This is a genomic window from Enterobacter sp. CPE_E863, assembly GCF_046521465.1.
GTDB lineage: Bacteria > Pseudomonadota > Gammaproteobacteria > Enterobacterales > Enterobacteriaceae > Enterobacter > Enterobacter adelaidei.
Window position 1 is genome coordinate 4,225,091 of sequence record NZ_JBKFZX010000001.1, and the last position, 17,463, is coordinate 4,242,553.

The 17,463-nt window shown below is 55.3% G+C and carries 18 protein-coding genes and 1 pseudogene; 7 read left to right on the plus strand and 12 right to left on the minus strand.

The features are described 5' to 3' along the window. Nucleotides 1–49: 49 nt before the first annotated feature. Complete coding sequence (gene asd / locus ACLHV8_RS20815; protein WP_208594529.1) at nt 50–1,153, minus strand: aspartate-semialdehyde dehydrogenase; 1,104 nt, start codon at nt 1,151–1,153, stop codon at nt 50–52. A 177-nt stretch (nt 1,154–1,330) separates the two neighbouring features. Here asd and yhgN point away from each other — a divergent pair, with 177 nt between their 5' ends. Then, entirely contained in the window at nt 1,331–1,924 is a 594-nt protein-coding gene (yhgN, locus tag ACLHV8_RS20820) for an NAAT family transporter YhgN (protein WP_025759646.1), read from the plus strand. A gap of 63 nt (nt 1,925–1,987) precedes the next feature. On the opposite strand, the gene tusA is transcribed toward yhgN, so the two are convergent. Then, nucleotides 1,988–2,230, minus strand: a complete 243-nt coding sequence (tusA, locus tag ACLHV8_RS20825; protein WP_208594528.1) for a sulfurtransferase TusA — start codon at nt 2,228–2,230, stop codon at nt 1,988–1,990. Between the two features lie 167 nt (nt 2,231–2,397). Between tusA and ACLHV8_RS20830 the strand changes: the two genes are divergently transcribed. Both ACLHV8_RS20830 and ACLHV8_RS20835 read left to right on the plus strand, forming a co-directional pair. Then, on the plus strand, nt 2,398–3,063 hold the full coding sequence (locus tag ACLHV8_RS20830; RefSeq protein ID WP_028018048.1) for a 7-cyano-7-deazaguanine/7-aminomethyl-7-deazaguanine transporter: 666 nt from the start codon (nt 2,398–2,400) through the stop codon (nt 3,061–3,063). A 72-nt stretch (nt 3,064–3,135) separates the two neighbouring features. Then, on the plus strand, nt 3,136–3,693 hold the full coding sequence (locus ACLHV8_RS20835) for a DcrB family lipoprotein (protein ID WP_410377022.1): 558 nt from the start codon (nt 3,136–3,138) through the stop codon (nt 3,691–3,693). A gap of 4 nt (nt 3,694–3,697) precedes the next feature. On the opposite strand, the pseudogene ACLHV8_RS20840 reads toward ACLHV8_RS20835, so the two are convergent. Next, a pseudogene (locus ACLHV8_RS20840) lies at nt 3,698–4,950 on the minus strand (MFS transporter). A 109-nt stretch (nt 4,951–5,059) separates the two neighbouring features. Here ACLHV8_RS20840 and ACLHV8_RS20845 point away from each other — a divergent pair. Both ACLHV8_RS20845 and acpT read left to right on the plus strand, forming a co-directional pair. Continuing rightward, nucleotides 5,060–6,109: an AI-2E family transporter gene (locus ACLHV8_RS20845; RefSeq protein WP_208594526.1), complete on the plus strand. Its 1,050-nt coding sequence runs from the start codon at nt 5,060–5,062 to the stop codon at nt 6,107–6,109. 104 nt (nt 6,110–6,213) lie between these two features. Beyond that, a complete protein-coding gene (acpT, locus tag ACLHV8_RS20850; protein WP_208594525.1) occupies nt 6,214–6,816 on the plus strand; it encodes a 4'-phosphopantetheinyl transferase AcpT in 603 nt (200 codons plus the stop codon). On the opposite strand, the gene arnF is transcribed toward acpT, so the two are convergent. From arnF to ACLHV8_RS20890, 8 genes are all read right to left on the minus strand, one after another. After that, nucleotides 6,767–7,171, minus strand: a complete 405-nt coding sequence (arnF, locus tag ACLHV8_RS20855; protein ID WP_049005371.1) for a 4-amino-4-deoxy-L-arabinose-phosphoundecaprenol flippase subunit ArnF — start codon at nt 7,169–7,171, stop codon at nt 6,767–6,769. The two genes, acpT and arnF, sit on opposite strands and share 50 nt — an antisense overlap. After that, the gene (gene arnE, locus ACLHV8_RS20860; protein WP_049005370.1) at nt 7,168–7,503 is read right to left on the minus strand and encodes a 4-amino-4-deoxy-L-arabinose-phosphoundecaprenol flippase subunit ArnE; all 336 of its coding nucleotides are present in this window, start codon (nt 7,501–7,503) and stop codon (nt 7,168–7,170) included. The genes arnF and arnE overlap by 4 nt, the downstream gene beginning before the upstream one ends. Then, complete coding sequence (arnT, locus tag ACLHV8_RS20865; RefSeq protein ID WP_208594524.1) at nt 7,503–9,158, minus strand: lipid IV(A) 4-amino-4-deoxy-L-arabinosyltransferase; 1,656 nt, start codon at nt 9,156–9,158, stop codon at nt 7,503–7,505. Before arnT ends, arnE begins: the two co-directional genes overlap by 1 nt. Beyond that, on the minus strand, nt 9,155–10,057 hold the full coding sequence (gene arnD, locus ACLHV8_RS20870; protein ID WP_208594523.1) for a 4-deoxy-4-formamido-L-arabinose-phosphoundecaprenol deformylase: 903 nt from the start codon (nt 10,055–10,057) through the stop codon (nt 9,155–9,157). Before arnD ends, arnT begins: the two co-directional genes overlap by 4 nt. Next, a complete protein-coding gene (arnA, locus tag ACLHV8_RS20875; RefSeq protein ID WP_208594522.1) occupies nt 10,054–12,036 on the minus strand; it encodes a bifunctional UDP-4-amino-4-deoxy-L-arabinose formyltransferase/UDP-glucuronic acid oxidase ArnA in 1,983 nt (660 codons plus the stop codon). The genes arnD and arnA overlap by 4 nt, the downstream gene beginning before the upstream one ends. Continuing rightward, nucleotides 12,033–13,016, minus strand: coding sequence for an undecaprenyl-phosphate 4-deoxy-4-formamido-L-arabinose transferase (gene arnC, locus ACLHV8_RS20880; RefSeq protein ID WP_028018058.1), 984 nt, complete (start codon nt 13,014–13,016; stop codon nt 12,033–12,035). The genes arnA and arnC overlap by 4 nt, the downstream gene beginning before the upstream one ends. A 1-nt stretch (nt 13,017) precedes the next feature. Next, nucleotides 13,018–14,157, minus strand: a complete 1,140-nt coding sequence (arnB, locus tag ACLHV8_RS20885; protein ID WP_049005366.1) for a UDP-4-amino-4-deoxy-L-arabinose aminotransferase — start codon at nt 14,155–14,157, stop codon at nt 13,018–13,020. Nucleotides 14,158–14,607: 450 nt separating this feature from the next. Continuing rightward, nucleotides 14,608–15,114 carry a phenolic acid decarboxylase gene (locus ACLHV8_RS20890; protein WP_028018060.1) on the minus strand — a complete coding sequence of 169 codons (507 nt, stop codon included), beginning with the start codon at nt 15,112–15,114 and terminating at the stop codon, nt 14,608–14,610. Nucleotides 15,115–15,213: 99 nt separating this feature from the next. On the opposite strand from ACLHV8_RS20890, the gene ACLHV8_RS20895 reads away from it, so the two are divergent. Next, the gene (locus ACLHV8_RS20895) at nt 15,214–16,095 is read left to right on the plus strand and encodes a LysR family transcriptional regulator (protein ID WP_208594521.1); all 882 of its coding nucleotides are present in this window, start codon (nt 15,214–15,216) and stop codon (nt 16,093–16,095) included. 32 nt (nt 16,096–16,127) lie between these two features. Then, on the plus strand, nt 16,128–16,922 hold the full coding sequence (locus ACLHV8_RS20900) for an SDR family NAD(P)-dependent oxidoreductase (protein WP_208594557.1): 795 nt from the start codon (nt 16,128–16,130) through the stop codon (nt 16,920–16,922). Nucleotides 16,923–16,927: 5 nt separating this feature from the next. Here ACLHV8_RS20900 and ACLHV8_RS20905 read toward each other — a convergent pair whose 3' ends face one another. Then, nucleotides 16,928–17,455 carry an NlpC/P60 family protein gene (locus ACLHV8_RS20905; RefSeq protein ID WP_049005363.1) on the minus strand — a complete coding sequence of 176 codons (528 nt, stop codon included), beginning with the start codon at nt 17,453–17,455 and terminating at the stop codon, nt 16,928–16,930. Nucleotides 17,456–17,463 lie beyond the last annotated feature (8 nt).

Here is a 17,463-nt window from a genome sequence, read left to right on the forward strand (position 1 = left end):
AGTACGCAAAAAAAGGGGGTGAAAATCACCCCCGGTCGTTAACAAATTATTACGCCAGCTGGCGCAGCATGCGGCGCAGCGGCTCGGCGGCACCCCATAAGAGCTGGTCGCCAACGGTGAACGCGGAGAGGTACTCCGGCCCCATGTTCAGCTTACGCAGACGGCCGACAGGCGTGGTCAACGTGCCGGTCACGGCTGCAGGGGTCAGTTCACGCATGGTGATATCGCGATCGTTTGGTACCACTTTCGCCCACGGGTTGTGTGCAGCCAGCAGCTCTTCCACGGTCGGAATAGACACATCTTTTTTCAGTTTAAGGGTGAAGGCCTGGCTGTGGCAGCGCAGCGCGCCAATGCGCACGCACAGGCCATCAACCGGAATAGTATTCGCGGTGGCGAGAATTTTGTTGGTCTCGGCCTGGCCCTTCCACTCTTCGCGAGTCTGGCCGTTATCCAGCTGTTTATCGATCCACGGGATCAGGCCACCGGCCAGCGGTACGCCGAAGTTATCCACCGGCAGCTCGCCGCTGCGGGTCAGCTGGGTGACTTTACGCTCGATATCCAGAATCGCGGACGCCGGGTCTGCCAGCTCGGTCGCGACGCTCTGGTGCAGCTGGCCCATCTGGGTCAGCAGCTCGCGCATATGACGCGCACCGCCGCCGGAAGCCGCCTGGTACGTCGCCACGGAGACCCACTCCACCAGATCTTGCGAGAACAAGCCGCCCAGAGACATCAGCATCAGGCTGACGGTGCAGTTACCGCCAACAAAGGTTTTCACGCCGTTGTTCAGGCCGTCGGTGATCACGCCCTGGTTAACCGGGTCAAGAATGATGATGGCATCGTCTTTCATGCGAAGCGAAGAGGCCGCGTCAATCCAGTAGCCCTGCCAGCCGCTTTCACGCAGCTTTGGATAGATTTCGTTGGTATAATCGCCGCCCTGGCACGTGACAATAATATCGAGTGCCTTCAGCGCTTCCAGATCGTAAGCATCCTGCAACGTGCCTGTGGTACCACCAAAGGACGGAGCAGCCTGGCCGAGCTGGGAAGTGGAGAAGAAGACCGGGCGGATAGCGTCGAAATCGCGCTCTTCAACCATGCGTTGCATGAGTACAGAGCCGACCATACCGCGCCAGCCGATAAAACCAACGTTTTTCATAGCATTTTTTTCCTGCAGAGGGTGTGTGCTGTTTGTGCAAGCCAGTATTGAACTGGGATATGCTTCACATTACAAAATGCTGCCAAAGTCGCAAGCGAAATTAATCGATGATTGCCCGGCAATCAGAAAAAGAGCTAATCATCATAATAACCATAGAGAGTTTCAGGGATAATTTACATGAGTGAAATCATTTCCGCGGCGGTTTTATTGATCCTGATAATGGATCCACTCGGAAACCTGCCGATCTTCATGTCGGTGCTGAAGCACACCGAGCCAAAGCGCCGTCGGGCGATCATGATCCGCGAGCTGCTTATCGCGCTGCTGGTGATGTTTATCTTCCTGTTTGCGGGCGAAAAAATCCTCGCCTTCCTGAACCTGCGTGCCGAAACCGTGTCGATTTCCGGCGGGATTATCCTGTTCCTGATTGCCATAAAGATGATTTTCCCGAGCGCGGAAGGCAGCAGCAGCGGCCTGCCTGCGGGTGAAGAGCCATTTATTGTGCCGCTGGCGATTCCTCTCGTCGCCGGGCCGACCATTCTGGCGACGCTGATGCTGCTGTCACATCAGTATCCGAACCAGATGAGCCATCTGGTGATTGCCCTGCTGATCGCCTGGGGTGGGACATTTATCATCCTGCTGCAGTCGTCCCTGTTCCTGCGCCTGCTGGGTGAGAAAGGGGTGAACGCGCTGGAACGCCTGATGGGGCTGATTCTGGTGATGATGGCGACGCAGATGTTCCTGGACGGGATACGGACGTGGATGAAGGGGTGACGTTCTCCCTCTCCCGAAAGGAGAGGGTCGGAGTGAGGGCATCAGGCCGCAGGGGCTGCCCATCTACCCCTTACGAATCAAATACCGGTACGGCATCGCTTCAGTCTGCTGAGCCACCAGCTCATGCTCCATAAAGGTACAAAATCCGGGGATATCGCGGGTGGTCGCCGGGTCGTCGGCGATGATCAGCAGCGTTTCGCCGGATTGCATGTTACGCACGGTTTTGCGCACCATCATTACCGGCTCCGGGCAGCGAAGGCCCTGGGCATCAAGAGTGTGGTCCGGGCTGGAAAACAGGTCGGTCATGATTTTCTCGGTCAGGTAAAAACGGCTGTAGTTTACGCCCCGTAGCGATCAATGCAAACCAGGTTAACGATTGCGTAAAAACTAACCATTGCAATGTCTGCCCAAAGCAGTATCATGCTGCGGTTTTTATTGGGTTCCCTCACCCCAACGTATAAAAAGGTCACAATATGACGCAGTTTTCTGAATCTCAGCGCGTAAAAGCGTTGTTCTGGCTTTCGCTTTTTCATCTGCTGGTGATCACCTCCAGCAACTATCTGGTACAGCTTCCCATCTCCATTTTTGGTTTTCATACCACCTGGGGGGCGTTCAGTTTTCCGTTTATTTTCCTCGCCACCGATTTGACCGTGCGAATTTTTGGCGCACCGCTGGCTCGCCGCATTATTTTTGCGGTCATGCTCCCGGCGCTGTTCGTGTCTTACGTGATTTCGTCCCTGTTCTATATGGGCAGTTGGCAGGGTTTTGAGGCGCTAACCCACTTCAACCTGTTTGTCGCCCGAATCGCCACCGCAAGCTTTATGGCTTATGCGCTGGGGCAGATCCTCGACGTGCATGTGTTTAACCGCCTGCGTCAGAATCACCGCTGGTGGATGGCCCCGACCGCCTCGACGCTGTTCGGTAACGTGAGCGATACGCTGGCCTTCTTCTTCATCGCCTTCTGGCACAGCCCGGATGCGTTCATGGCCGAGCACTGGATGGAGATCGCCCTGGTGGACTACTGCTTCAAGGTGCTCATCAGTATTGTCTTCTTCCTGCCAATGTACGGTGTGCTGCTGAATATGCTGCTGAAAAGGCTGGCAGATAAATCTGAAATCACGGCATTGCAGGCTGGTTAAGGGTTCGCTTTATCAGTTGTGATAAGATGAGCGAATGAGCCGTTATGGCCGTTTATCGAAAGGAAGAAGTCAATGCGCAATCTGGTTAAATATGTCGGGATTGGCCTGCTGGTTGTGGGTCTTGCAGCCTGTGATAACAGCGACACGAAAACGCCTGCTCAGGGTGCATCTGCAGAGAGCAATGCGACCGGTCAGCCGGTGAATCTGCTGGATGGCAAACTCAGATTCTCTCTGCCAGCCGATATGACTGACCAGAGCGGTAAGCTGGGCACTCAGGCGAACAATATGCACGTTTATTCCGACGCAACCGGGCAGAAAGCCGTCATTGTGATTGTGGGTGACGACACCAGCGAAGATCTGAGCGTACTGTCAAAACGTCTGGAAGATCAGCAGCGCAGCCGCGACCCGCAGCTGCAGGTGGTGACCAATAAGTCCATCGAACTGAAAGGCCACACGCTGCAACAGCTGGATAGCATCATCTCCGCAAAAGGCCAGACCGCGTACTCGTCTGTGGTGCTGGGTAAGGTCGATAACAAACTGCTGACTATGCAGATCACCCTGCCAGCGGACGATCAGCAGAAAGCGCAGACTGCGGCTGAAAACATCATTAACACCCTCGTGATCCAGTAATCCTTCACGAGGATGACGTGGCCTCCGGTGCCTGCACCGGGGGCCATTTTTTTAGCCGCCATGTCAGCATCAAGGCGATAACCACCAGACCCGCCGCAGCAAGATAAATAACCGGTACTCCTGCCCAGGTCATCACCAGCCCTGCCAGCGGGCCGGTAATGCCCAAAGACATATCCATAAATACCGTGTAGGTTGCCAGCGCCGCCCCCTGGTTCTGCTGCGGCACGGCTTTTACCGCCACCACCCCCAGCGCCGGGAAGACCAGTGAAAAACCTGCTCCCGCAAGGAAGACGCCCACTTTTGCGACCCATGGCATCATCGCTATGCCGGTCAACAGCAGCCCGACTATCTCTACCGCAAAGCAGATCATTGCCACGTTCAGCCCGCCCAGACGGTTGATACCGTTCGGGAAAAGCAAACGCGCGCCAACAAACGCGCAGCTAAACAGGGTTAACGCGAAAGCTGCGCCGTCCCATCCTTTGGCGTCATAGAAAAGGGTAATGAAGGTCGCAATCACACCGAACCCCGTTGTCGCCAGCGCCAGGGCCATACCATACGGCCAGACGCGCCCGAGCACCGCCCGAAACGGCAGTGGTTTGCCTTTGCTGGCCTTCACTTTCGGGCGCGGCAGCGCAAAGAGGATCGCCAGAGCCGCAACCGCCATAATGGTAATCGCCAGCCCATACAGACCACCAAACGCATAACAGGCCACACCAAGCGGCGCCCCCAGCGCCATTGCGCCGTAGGTGACAATGCCATTCCATGAAATAACCCGACCAATGTGCGGCGCGCCTACCACCCCCACGCCCCACAGTGTCGAACCGGTTCCCGCCAGACTTTGACCGATACCCAGGATCACGCGACCCAGGCAGAGCAGTACCAGGCTAACCAGGGGCCAGTGGCTGGTGGTGGCGGCCAGAAAATAGCTCAGGCCACTCAGAAAGCAGCCGCACAACCCTACAACCACGATGCTTTTTGGGCCGAAAAGGTCCGCGTAACGCCCGGCATGCGGACGGCTCAGGAGCGTGGCGAAATACTGCAGGCTAATCACCAGCCCCGCCCAGAAGGCGCTAAAGCCCATCACGTCATGGACATAGCCAGGCAAAACCGCCAGCGGCAGGCCAATGGTCATATAACTGGCGAAATTGAAAATAACAACGGAGACGATGCGCAGATTGAGGCGCAGTCCGCTCAGCGCCGGTTCAGCGGCAGGTTCGGGCATGAGGTTCTACCTGGATTTTTACAACAGTGTTTCACTATTACCACGACACAATAAGAAAATCAGCACCGACTTTCAGATTAACAGCCCCAGACGAAGCGAACCGCGGACACTAAACTTACCGGGTCATCATTTTAAGGAACGCGTATGATCGCTAACCCGTCCGACAAAGCTGGGCTCCACATCTTATTAAAACTCGCCTGCCTGGTGGTTATCCTTGCGGGTATCCATGCCGCGGCTGACATTATTGTGCAGCTCCTGCTGGCGCTCTTTTTTGCCATTGTGCTTAATCCACTGGTGAGCTGGTTTTTACGTCGGGGCGTCAGTCGCCCGGTGGCCATCACCATCGTCGTCATCGTGATGCTAATTGCCCTGACGGCGCTTTTCGGCGTGCTGGCGGCTTCGCTGAGCGAATTCTCCACGATGTTGCCACAGTACAACAAAGCGCTGACGCGGAAGATCGTGGCGCTGCAGGAGATGGTGCCTTTCCTTAATCTGCATATCTCGCCAGAGCGGATGCTGCGCCGGATGGATTCAGAGAAAGTCATGACCTACGCCACCACCCTGATGACGGGACTTTCCGGCGCGATGGCCAGTATGCTTCTGCTGGTCATGACGGTGGTGTTTATGCTGTTCGAAGTGCGCCACGTCCCCTATAAGCTGCGCTTTGCGCTGAATAATCCTCAAATTCACATCGCCGGATTACACCGCGCGTTAAAGGGCGTCTCCAAATATCTGGCGCTGAAAACGCTGTTGAGCGTCTGGACCGGCGTGATTGTCTGGCTGGGGTTGATGTTGATGGGCGTGCAGTTTGCGTTGATGTGGGGCGTACTGGCGTTTTTGCTCAACTATGTGCCCAATATTGGCGCGGTACTCTCCGCCGTACCACCGATGATTCAGGCATTCCTGTTTAATGGTTTCTATGAATGCATGTTGGTCGGGGCACTTTTCCTCGTCGTGCATATGGTGCTGGGGAATATTCTCGAACCGCGCATGATGGGGCACCGGCTGGGCATGTCGACGCTGGTGGTATTCTTATCGTTACTGATCTGGGGATGGCTGCTGGGCCCGGTCGGGATGCTACTGTCGGTCCCGCTAACCAGTGTGTGTAAGATCTGGATGGAAACCACCAAAGGCGGAAGCAAGCTGGCGATCCTGCTCGGGCCAGGGCGACCGAAAAGCCGATTACCAGGGTGAGCATCCCTGTCTGGTTAGCAATTCAAGGGGGCAATGGATTATAGTAATAGTTTCGCCGCTCAACTTTACGGCTATCATCGTTTTAACTGAAGGCCAGACGCTATATGTACCAGGTTTTTCTGGGAAAAATTTCCTCGCTGAGCACAAGCTGCTGGGCTGAAGCACTCTCCCGACACGCGCCGGAAGGCGCTCAGCGTGCTCGCTGGCTGGCCGATCGCGGGTTGCTTTCTCGGCTGTTGGCTCCAGAACAACTCCCGGAGATTATCTACAGCGAACAAGGGAAAGCCATTTTTGCTGGCGACTATCCACTGTGGTTCAGCAGTAGCCACTCGGGCGACGATATTGCTTTAATTATCAGTGATGAAGGCGATGTTGGCTGTTCACTGGAACACATTCGCCAGCAGGATAACTGGCGTACGCTTGCCAATGCCGTGTTCAGCAATGCCGAACACGATGAGCTGGAAAAGGAAACGCCAGAAGGCCAGCTTACTGCATTCTGGCGCATCTGGACGCGAAAAAAGGCGATTCTTAAACAACGCGACGGTCATGCCTGGCAGATGGTCAGCATTGACAGTTCAGCCCGCGCGCTCCATTCATCAAGCCAGTGCCAGGTCGGTTTACTCAGCCTTGCCGTTTGCACCGCAACACCCTACGAACTCACTGCCGCGCGGATTCACTCGGTTGACGACGCGCTGGTCGGAAAATAGTCAGCACGCCCAGAATAATAAACCCCACCCCCACCAGCCCGTGCCAGGAGAAGCGTTCCTCCCAGCCCGGCAACAAGATTGCAGCGCCCCACACCAGGATATAGCTGAGGCTCAGCAAGGCATACGCTTTGCTGAGCGCCATACGATGCAAGGCCAGATACCAGCACCCCATTGAGGCGACATACCCCGTTAACCCCAGCAGCAGCGCACCGGTACCGGATGAGAAATGCCAGAGGGCAGAAATTAACGCCAGGACATCACTGACGGGGGGGAGCGCCTGCATGGCGCTTCGCAGCAGCAGCTGCGCGGCGCTGACTAACAGTACGCTGCATAGGGCCCAGAACGTTCCTTTCACAGGCTTCCTCCCAGCACAATAATGCCAATGATGATAAACCCAACACCCAGCCAGTGATGCGAAGCAACGTTCTCACGCCAGACGGTCTTCGCCGCTAGCGTCACCCAGACAAAATTGAGGCTTAACATCGGGTAAGCAATGCCCACAGGCATACGTTGTAAGACCACCAGCCAGACCAGCATCCCGCAGCCCAATGCCAACAGGGCCAGGCCAAGCCACAGCGCGATATGTACACCACGCCGCCCGGCTTTCGCCGGACGGGTGGCTTGTTTCTGGCAAAGTTGTCCCGCACAGCTGAGCAAGCTTGCCAGTATCAGCCAGAGCCAGGTCATCACTTCGGTAGATACTGAAGGTAGGCCAGACGACCCTGGATATACACGCTGTCCGGTTCTGGCAAATTAGCCCGCTTAAGATCGTCGCTTTTTGACAGCAGAATCACCAGCGATATGCGCCCCTGCTGTCGATGTTCCGCCAGCCACTCTGCGAAATCAGCTTTACCCACAAAACGGTCTTTCACATCAGGGTAATCCAGGCCATAGCGCAGTTCTCCACTCTGACCAAACAGAATGATGTCATTACGCTTAAGCTCCCACGCCAGGCCAGAGGCCACACCGACGTTATTGGCCAGCACAAACCGACTGTCCTGCAGCGGATCGCGCACGGTGTCGACCAGCGACTGCGGCTGTTTGGAATCCACCACCAGGTTAGGAATGGCAAAACCAATCAACAACGCCAGCCCGGCAGGACACAACGCCGCTAGCCACCAGCGCTGCTGACTCTGCCTGAGCGTAAACCAGCCCACCACGGCCCAAATCAGGAACGCGACCACCGCGCAGAAGACTTTATACAGCTCAACCGACGTCCAGACCGGGTGTTTAGAGAGCCCCCACGGTGAGACAACCAGAGCAGCCACCACGCCAATGGCGCCAAATGCCACGTTGATCCCCCCGTTAATGCGCAGCACGCGAGCACCTTTTTCCGCCGCGAGGCAGGCATAGCGCGCCATCAGAATCGCCAGCGGGGCAAAACAAGGCAGGATATAGGTCGGCAGCTTGCCTTTGGCAATGCTGAAGAACAGCAACGGCATAACCACCCAGCCCAACAGATAGAACCCGCCAGCCGCGTTTTGTCTGTCATTCCAGCCAAGACGGAACGCGCCTGGCAACAACGCTAACCACGGCAGACTACCCGCGACCAGGAACGGCAGGTAATACCAGAATGGCGCTTTGTGCTGGGCATCGCTCTGGGCAAAACGCTGAATATGCTCAACCCAGAAGAAGTAACGCCAGAAATCAGGCTCACGATGGGCAATCGCCAGTGCCCAGGGCAGGACAATCAGCACACAACTCAGGATTGCCAGCCAGCCAAAAATCAGCACCTCTTTCCAGCGCTTTTGGGCAATGACCCACGGCAGTACGCCAATCACCGGTACTGCCAGCGCCAGGAAGCCTTTGGTCATCACCCCCATACCGCAGGCCAGCCCAAGCAGCACGTACCCCCCTGCTTTTCCGGCAACCGTCTCAGCCTGGGATGCTAGCCAGAAACTGCACATCGCCGCCACCAGCCACAGGGTGATGATGGGATCCAGCACGGCATACGTACCGATGCCATACACCAGGAACAGCGTCAGGAAGATAAGACCGGAGAATATGGCAATACGTTTATCTCGCCACAGACGCCAGGCCATCCAGATGACCAGCAGCGCCGCAAACCCGGTGGAGAATATGGCCCCGGCACGCACGGCAAGGTTGGTATCCCCAAACAACAATTGCCCGATACTGTTGATCCAGTAGCCCGCAATCGGTTTTTCAAAGTAACGCAGCCCCAGGAAATGCGGGACAACCCAGTCTCCTGATGCCAGCATTTCGCGGCTAATTTCCGCATAGCGCGTTTCATCAGGCTGCCACAGCAGGCGGATATCGACAGGGATGAGGTAGTAAACGATAAACAGTGCGAGAAGCGCTAAGCCATAACGGGCTGTTTTCATGGGGCCGGACTCACGGTTTGTTGATAGCCAAGCCAGCCTTCCCGGCCAGCCAGTTCATTACGTACTATTTTGCCCACGGGCAGGACGCTGAGATCGTCTGGCAGCAGTTCACTCAACGGACAGAACTGAATCCCCTCCTGAGCAGCCATCGTCAGCAGCTCATCGAAATCATGCTGATACGCAATCCCTTCCACTTCTGCGTGGATGGTATACACCGGCGTACCGGTATCGCGATGCATGCGGTCCAGAATATAGCGATTGAAATCCTCTGCCTTCACCTCGCGGCCAACCACTTCATCCCAGGTGGGAAGCGTGACCGGGATCTGCACCGTCCCGTTGCGATTTTCCCCTAACAGCGGTAAAAATGGCCCGGTCCCGCGACAGTCGCTGTTGTAGCGGAATGCGAAGGATTCTTTAGCTTTCACAACACGTTGGTCCGCACGCCATCCCGCCACGGCGGAGCAGCGCACAGGCTGGCAGGTAATCGCCTCCAGCTCCAACATACCGCGCTCGACTTCACGGGTCAGGCGCGATATGTCCCAGACGCCAGCCCACGCTTGCCAGGCATGGTGATCCCAGGCATGCAGGCCGACCTCGTGTTGCCGTGTCGCTTCACGGATAATCGCTTCATTGCCCGCACCGATACGCCTGCCGGGCCATGCGGTCCCGGCCAGCAAAATATCCCAGCCATAGAGGGATGCTGCGCGTGAGCGCAGCATTTTGAACAGAAACGCCGGTTTAATCAGACGCCATAAATGGCGTCCCATGTTGTCAGGCCCCACGCTGAAGAAAATGCTTGAACGCACATCGTGCTTGCTCAGCAGTTCCAGCAGTTTGGGTACGCCGTCACGCGTCCCCCTGAAGGTGTCGACATCAATGCGTAAACCGACTTTTTTCATGAGTCCTGTTCCGACAGCTCCACAGTGCGCAGGAAGAAATCGAGCGTCTCATCAATAGTCAGCTCCATTTTCACCGTCGGCGTCCAGTTCAGGCAGCGTTTCGCATTGCGAATGCTTGGCTTACGGTGCTCAACGTCCTGATACCCTTTACCGTAGTAGCTGCTGCTTTCCACTTCACGGAAACCGGCAAACGGCGGGAATTTATCGCGCAGTGGATGGCGCTCAAAGCTTGCCAGCAGCATCTCTGCCAGTTCACGAATGCTCGCTTCGTTGTCCGGGTTACCGATGTTGATGATCTCACCGTTGCAGCGGTTATCTTTGTTTTCGATGATGCGGAACAGCGCTTCGATACCATCGCTGATATCAGTAAAGCAGCGTTTCTGTTTGCCGCCTTCGATAAGCTTGATTGGGGAGCCCTCAACCAGGTTGAGGATCAGCTGCGTGATCGCACGTGAGCTACCGATACGCGCCGCGTTCAGGTTATCCAGACGTGGACCCATCCAGTTAAACGGACGGAACAGGGTAAAGCGCAGGCCTTCTTTCTCACCGTAGGCCCAAATCACGCGGTCCAGCAGTTGTTTGGAGACGGAATAAATCCAGCGCTGTTTGTTGATCGGCCCGACCACCAGATTGGAGGTGTCTTCATCGAAGTTTTTGTCGGTACACATGCCGTACACTTCAGAGGTGGACGGGAAGATGATGCGTTTGTCGTATTTTACGCAATCGCGGATGATCTTCAGGTTCTCTTCGAAGTCCAGCTCGAACACGCGCAGCGGGTTACGGGTGTACTCAATCGGCGTAGCAATGGCAACCAGCGGCAGCACCACGTCGCATTTTTTAATGTGATATTCGATCCATTCGGAATGGATGCTGATATCCCCTTCCACGAAGTGGAAACGCGGGTTATCAAGGAAACGGCTGATCGCATCAGAGCCGATATCCAGACCATAGATTTCGTAGTTATCGTCTTTGAGCAGACGTTCGGTCAGGTGGTTCCCGATAAAGCCGTTCACGCCGAGGATCAACACGCGAGTGCGGCGTTTGATGGCAACAACTGGCGCACTGGTGATCAGCGCCCCGGTCACCAGACCTAAAGACTGTGCCAGTTGAGTACCCTGAACATACAGACCGTTATCGGTTTGTCCGGTAACGATCTCCAGAGCTTGCTCACCACAGCTCACGATCAGCGGGGAGACAGAGACAACGGTACCCGGTTTTGCCGCCGGAATGTCGTCGCGCACGCGGGATTTCCAGACGATAAATTTGCTGACACCCGCAAAACTGTAAGCGCCCGGCCATGGATCGGTCACCGCACGCACCAGGTTGTGCAGCTGGCGAGCGGGTTTGTTCCAGTCCAGACGACCATCTTCCGGTGCGCGGCGGCCAAAGGTGCTCGCTTTGCTCTCATCCTGCGCAGTCTCGCTGAACGTACCGCCAAGGATCGCTGGCAGTGCATCACGCAGCAGCGTCTGCGCGGTTGCATTCAGCTTTTGATGCAGCTGCAGCGCCGTCTCGTCGGCATCAATAGCCACTTTCTGCTGTGCCACGATAGCACCCGCATCCGCACGATGCACCATACGGTGCAGGGTCACGCCGGTTTCGGTTTCACCATTGACCAGTACCCAGTTCAGCGGCGCGCGGCCACGATAGGCCGGCAGCAGGGAGCCGTGAAGGTTGAATGCCCCTTTGGCGGCCAGACCTAAGATCTCGTCGGAAATCAGGTTACGGTAGTAGAACGAGAAGATAACATCAGGCGCGAGCACGCGGATGCGATCCACCCACAGCGGGTGGTTTACATCGTCCGGTGCATAAACCGGAATACCACGTTCAGCGGCGATACGCGCTACAGAGCCGAAAAAGTTGTTCTCTCCCGCCGTGTCCGGATGAGTAAAGATCGCAGCAATGTCGTAGCCCGCTTCCAGCAGGGCCAGCGTGCCCGTGCACCCCATATCGTGATAGGCAAATACAACAGCTTTCATGGGTGGATTTCCTCTTGAGATGCTTTGTGTTCCTGACGGACAACACGTTGAATAAAGTAGCGCGGACGTGCGCGAACATCGTTATAGATACGGCCAATGTATTCACCCAGCAGGCCCATTCCGACAAACTGGGCGCCGATGAACATAAACAGTACGGCAAAGAGCATGAAGACCCCTTCCGCCGCCCACTGCGGGCCAAAGACCAGGCGCAGCACGACCAACAGTACGGACAGCGCAAACCCGGCCACGGCGATGATGCTGCCGAAAACGCTCAGCAGGCGCAGCGGTGTGGTGGTCAGGCAGGTGATGAGGTCGTACATCAGGTTGATGAGGCGCATAAAGCTGTACTTCGACTCCCCATGCTCGCGCTCGGCGTGCATAACTGGAATTTCCGTGGCCTTGCGGGCAAAGGTGTTAGCGAGAATCGGAATAAAGGTGCTGCGTTCATGGCAATGAAGCATGGCGTCGACAATATGGCGGCGGTAGGCGCGCAGCATGCAGCCATAATCGCCCATCGCTTTACCGGTGGTGCGCTGGATAAGGCGGTTGATGGTGCGTGAGGCCAGCTTACGGAACATACTGTCCTGACGGTTTTGACGCACCGTGCCGACGACGTCATAGCCTTCATCGGCTTTCGCCACCAGGCGCGGGATCTCTTCCGGCGGGTTTTGCAGGTCAGCGTCCAGGGTGATGATTAGATCGCCCGTGACGTGGCTGAACCCGGCCATAATGGCGGAGTGCTGGCCGTAATTACGGTTGAGCAACACGGCCACAACATGGCTGCCTTCTACCTGTGCGGCTTCGGTCAGCATCAGGGCGGAATTATCACTGCTGCCATCATCCACCAGCAGAATTTCATACGCTTTGCCCATGGTGTCGCAGGCGGCGGTTGTGCGGCGGATCAGTTCAGGCAGGCTCTCCTGCTCGTTATAAACAGGGATCACCACAGAAACTTTTTGTACAGGCGGTGCACTGAACATATCAATTTCCTGCAAGCTGATGGAGCGCGGTAATGACGCGGGTTGTGTCGTCATGAGTCATGTCCGGGAAAAGAGGGAGAGAACAAATACGCGCGCTATTCCATTCTGAATTCGGGAGCGATACATCAGGAAAACGCTCGCGGTAGTATTTTTGCGTATGCGCCGCGCGGAAGTGCAGGCCAGTACCGATGCCTTTCTCTTTCAGCGCTGCCATCAGGTTGTCGCGTGAAATCCCGCAGCGCGCTTCATCAACGCGAATGATAAACAGGTGCCAGGCGTGCACATGCGGCCATGACGGAATGGTGAGCGGCTGGAACGGCGTATCGGCAAGCTCCCGCAGGTAGCGTTCAGCAATTTCCTTGCGTCGTTTGTTGGCTTCCTTCAGTTTGCCCAACTGCACCAGCGCCAGCGCGGCGTTGATATCCGCCAGGTTGTATTTATAGCCCGGGGAAATCACTTCTGCCTGCGGCGCACGACCGTGCGTCTGGCGGTCATACGCGTCGACACCCAGGCCGTGGAATTTCAGGCTGCGGATCCGCGCAGCAAGTTGCGCGTTATCCGTCACCACGAGACCGCCTTCTGCACAGGTCATATTTTTAATGGCGTGGAAAGAGAAAATCGCCGTTCCCTTCCAGCCGACATGACGGTCTTTATAGTAAGTACCGGCTGCATGAGCCGCATCTTCAATCACCGGAATACCGTGGCGTTCACCAATGGCGTGGATGGCGTCGATTTCACATGGTGCGCCGGCATAATGAACGGGGATAATCGCTTTGGTACGCGGGGTGATGGCAGCTTCAACCGCTTCGGGTGTCACCATCAAGGTATCTTTGTCCACATCAATCATTACCGGCGTTGCGCCCAGTAAAACAATCATATTCAGAGTGGAGACCCAGGTCTGGGAGGGGGTAATGACTTCATCGCCCGGGCCAATATCCAGCGCCATCAGCGTGACATGCATTCCTGCTGTTGCAGAACAAACGGCAATTGCATGCTGGTTCCCGGTAAGTTGACAGAATGCCTCTTCAAGTTCCTGATTCTTAGGCCCCGTGGTGATCCAGCCCGACATCAAAACGTCCTGAAGCGCCGCAATTTCCTCAGCGCCCATCGACGGTCGCGAAAAAGGCAGAAAATCACTCATTATTAATTTCCTTGCTGTATTAAAGGCGTCATCTTTTACTGCGCTGTCGTAATGGGCAGCTCAATGGGATCATGCAAGATGGTTATTAAATAAAGACCAAATAAAATTAAGTCGCTATAACAGTTATGTCAACAAACCATCAACTGAAACAAAGTAGCGGTGTTTTCTTAGGAAAAAATTAAGACAGGTGAGAAGCAGAAGGGGGACAGCACATTAAGAATGACAAGAAGTCTTTTTACAACAGCAAGATAGCTGTCATGTTAAATTTTTCACGTTTTTGTGGGAAGCCTCACAACACTTACGACAATATTTCATTTCTTTTACATTGAGATTATAAGAAAAGTAAATGAATACTCAACCAAAATTAAAATCCCGGCGGTTTCGGCGGAAATAGACCGTCCTCCGGGAACTTTTTATTAATATGAATTGTCGCGGAATCAACTGTCGCGCTTAGTTAAGATTAGCAGGGAAATCATTTGGTAATTCACTGGCTGCGCAGGCAATAACGCTTTCATTATCCGCACCGCAATCGCGTACAAAAGTGATCGTAGCAAACTCATCAATCACTTCAGTTGGATAGGCCGGACCTGCATCGCGATAGCTATTCATAAGAGGAATATGATCGTTCTGGAAGCAGACGGTTTTTTCCGGATTGTTCATGACCCAGCGCGGGAAGAAGATGGTGCCGTGAAACAGTTTATCGCCCAGGTTTACAATCAGGCTCACATCCGTCCCGGTTGGCTCTGTCCAGGAAATTTTATAGATACTCTCCCCTACCCGTACGATATAGGCCTGCTGATCTTTTACCCAACGGTTTGCCACAAGACCGCTATGAATACGGTAATCAAGGGTGGTCTCATTTTTTACGTAAATCTCGTAGTTCCAGCCATTGTCATAGGTATAAACAAGGTGTTTGCCAACGAAGCCGCTTAAGTCGTGTTTGTCGAAGGTGTTCATAAGATGTCTCCTTTGTTTTGATGAGACGATCGTACCCCTTCAAAAAATGGATGAATAACGCTATGTTTTAATCAAACTCATCCAAAATTTAGATATGTCATGCACAAGACGACGCTGGAACAATGGTCTTTACTGATGAAAGTGGTTGAGGCCGGTAGCTTTGCCAAAGCAGCGGAAGAAACCCATCGCAGCCAGTCCTCCGTCAGCTATAACCTGGCGTTGTTGCAGGAGAGGCTGGGCGTGGCGCTGCTGGCGCCGGAAGGACGACGAGCGGTGCTAACCCCAGCCGGAGAACTTCTTCTCAACCAGGTGAAACCGTTGCTGAAAGCGTTTTCGTATGTTGAGACGCGCGCAGGTACCCTTCGCAACGGCACGCGCACACGGTTGGATCTGGTCGTAGACACGGTTTTCCCGCGTCGCCGCCTGTTCGCCATTCTGCGTCAGTTCCAGCAGCAGTATCCACAAACCCACGTACGCCTCACCGAAGTGCTTGAAACGTCCCGTGCCGATGCCATAAATGACGAAGCCGATATCATGGTTCTGACGCGCCGCCAGGACATGACAGGGCTCGGCGAATGGCTGATGAATATCGACTTTGTCGCCGTGGCGCATCATCAGCATCCCCTTTTCACCCTCGACGTACCGCTTAACGATGACATGCTGCGCCCGTGGCCGCTCATCCAGATTGCGGACAACCAGACTACCGCGCGCGCTGCCGGCGAGTCGTGGACGTTTTCCACCATTGATGCCGCCATTGAGGCCGTTGTCTCTCAGGTTGGCTACGGCTGGCTGCCAGCAGAACACATCCAGACCCAGCTGGATCAAGGTGTACTGAAACATCTGCCGCTGAGCCACGGCGCGCGCAGAGCAACGCCGCTTCACCTGATTGTTAAACGCTCCCTCACCCCGCTTGATGAGCAGGTTGAGACGCTGGTGCACCTTTTTAGCCATGAGCCATCATCACCACCTGCTACGCTTTAAGGTCCGAACGTTAAAACGATAAGGAGTGGATGATGAAAATCGACTTTGCGGGGAAAGTGGCGCTGGTGACGGCCTCAACCGGCGGGATCGGGTTCGCTATTGCCAGAGGTCTGGCGGAAAGTGGTGCGGAAGTAATCGTCAATGGCCGCAGCACGGAATCGGTGAATAAAGGTATTCAACAGCTTCAGCAGGTAGTGCCAGGCGTGCAGGTGCGTGCCGCGATCGCCGATCTCAGTACGGCAGAAGGGGTCGAGTCGCTTGTGAAGGTCGCGGGCAACGTTGATATCCTGGTCAACAACGCCGGAATTTACGGACCGCAGGATTTCTATGCTACCGACGATGACACCTGGGAGCGTTACTGGCAGACCAACGTGATGTCCGGCGTACGCCTCTCCCGCGCCTTGCTGCCGGGCATGGTGCAGAAAGGCTGGGGACGCGTGGTGTTTATTTCCTCCGAGTCGGCCTGCAATATCCCGGCGGATATGATCCACTACGGCGTGACCAAAACGGCGCAGCTTTCGCTCGCACGCGGCCTGGCGAAGTTCGTGGCGGGAAGTGGTGTGACGGTCAACAGCGTGTTGCCAGGACCGACGATGTCTGATGGTTTCGCCGAAATGATGAAGGATGAAATCGAAAAAACCGGCAAATCGCTGGAACAGCTGGCGAAAGAGTTTGTGATGGCCAACCGCCCCAGCTCGGTTATCCAGCGCGCGGCCACGGTTGAAGAGGTGGCCAATATGGTGATTTATGTCTGTTCGACCCAGGCCTCCGCCACCTCGGGCGCGGCATTGCGCGTCGATGGCGGCGTCGTGGATGACATCATTTGATATCGTCAGGCTGCACTGCCCGCGACCCGACGGGCAGTAATGTAGTGCTCTTGCCAGTAGTCGTCCGTCAGGGTTGAGACCGTTACCCCCTGGCTACTTGAAGCATGAATAAACTGGCTATTGCCAATATAAACGCCTACGTGCTTGCGGTTCGGTCCCGTCTGGAAGAACACCAGGTCTCCTGCCTTCAGGCGATATTGCGCCACCTGCACGCCGCGGTGGATCTGTTCGCTCGTCGTGCGCGGTAAATTAAGGTGTACCGCATCGCTGAACAGATGTTGCATCAGTGCCGAGCAATCCACCCCGCGATGCGTGGTTCCGCCCCACTGATACTGGGTCCCCTTCCACTTCTGGTATTGATCGAGGATGCGCGAGCGTAGCGGGCCTGTTTCGTGGTGAAACAGAGCCGATTTCGCTGGCGATACAGCAAATGCGCTGTTCATCGAGATCATGGATGCAGGCAGCTCAAAACTGAATGCGGAAAATGAAGCAAAACTTAACGTGAGGATTGAAATAAGCGATCTGAACGTCATATCAAAAA

What these genes read in the sequence shown, in the direction of transcription:
- asd (WP_208594529.1), bottom strand. Translation starts at nt 1,153, where the DNA reads ATGAAAAACGTTGGTTTTATCGGCTGGCGCGGTATGGTCGGCTCTGTA.
- yhgN (WP_025759646.1), top strand. Translation starts at nt 1,331, where the DNA reads ATGAGTGAAATCATTTCCGCGGCGGTTTTATTGATCCTGATAATGGAT.
- tusA (WP_208594528.1), bottom strand. Translation starts at nt 2,230, where the DNA reads ATGACCGACCTGTTTTCCAGCCCGGACCACACTCTTGATGCCCAGGGC.
- ACLHV8_RS20830 (WP_028018048.1), top strand. Translation starts at nt 2,398, where the DNA reads ATGACGCAGTTTTCTGAATCTCAGCGCGTAAAAGCGTTGTTCTGGCTT.
- ACLHV8_RS20835 (WP_410377022.1), top strand. Translation starts at nt 3,136, where the DNA reads ATGCGCAATCTGGTTAAATATGTCGGGATTGGCCTGCTGGTTGTGGGT.
- ACLHV8_RS20845 (WP_208594526.1), top strand. Translation starts at nt 5,060, where the DNA reads ATGATCGCTAACCCGTCCGACAAAGCTGGGCTCCACATCTTATTAAAA.
- acpT (WP_208594525.1), top strand. Translation starts at nt 6,214, where the DNA reads ATGTACCAGGTTTTTCTGGGAAAAATTTCCTCGCTGAGCACAAGCTGC.
- arnE (WP_049005370.1), bottom strand. Translation starts at nt 7,503, where the DNA reads ATGACCTGGCTCTGGCTGATACTGGCAAGCTTGCTCAGCTGTGCGGGA.
- arnT (WP_208594524.1), bottom strand. Translation starts at nt 9,158, where the DNA reads ATGAAAACAGCCCGTTATGGCTTAGCGCTTCTCGCACTGTTTATCGTT.
- arnD (WP_208594523.1), bottom strand. Translation starts at nt 10,057, where the DNA reads ATGAAAAAAGTCGGTTTACGCATTGATGTCGACACCTTCAGGGGGACG.
- arnA (WP_208594522.1), bottom strand. Translation starts at nt 12,036, where the DNA reads ATGAAAGCTGTTGTATTTGCCTATCACGATATGGGGTGCACGGGCACG.
- arnC (WP_028018058.1), bottom strand. Translation starts at nt 13,016, where the DNA reads ATGTTCAGTGCACCGCCTGTACAAAAAGTTTCTGTGGTGATCCCTGTT.
- arnB (WP_049005366.1), bottom strand. Translation starts at nt 14,157, where the DNA reads ATGAGTGATTTTCTGCCTTTTTCGCGACCGTCGATGGGCGCTGAGGAA.
- ACLHV8_RS20890 (WP_028018060.1), bottom strand. Translation starts at nt 15,114, where the DNA reads ATGAACACCTTCGACAAACACGACTTAAGCGGCTTCGTTGGCAAACAC.
- ACLHV8_RS20895 (WP_208594521.1), top strand. Translation starts at nt 15,214, where the DNA reads ATGCACAAGACGACGCTGGAACAATGGTCTTTACTGATGAAAGTGGTT.
- ACLHV8_RS20900 (WP_208594557.1), top strand. Translation starts at nt 16,128, where the DNA reads ATGAAAATCGACTTTGCGGGGAAAGTGGCGCTGGTGACGGCCTCAACC.
- ACLHV8_RS20905 (WP_049005363.1), bottom strand. Translation starts at nt 17,455, where the DNA reads ATGACGTTCAGATCGCTTATTTCAATCCTCACGTTAAGTTTTGCTTCA.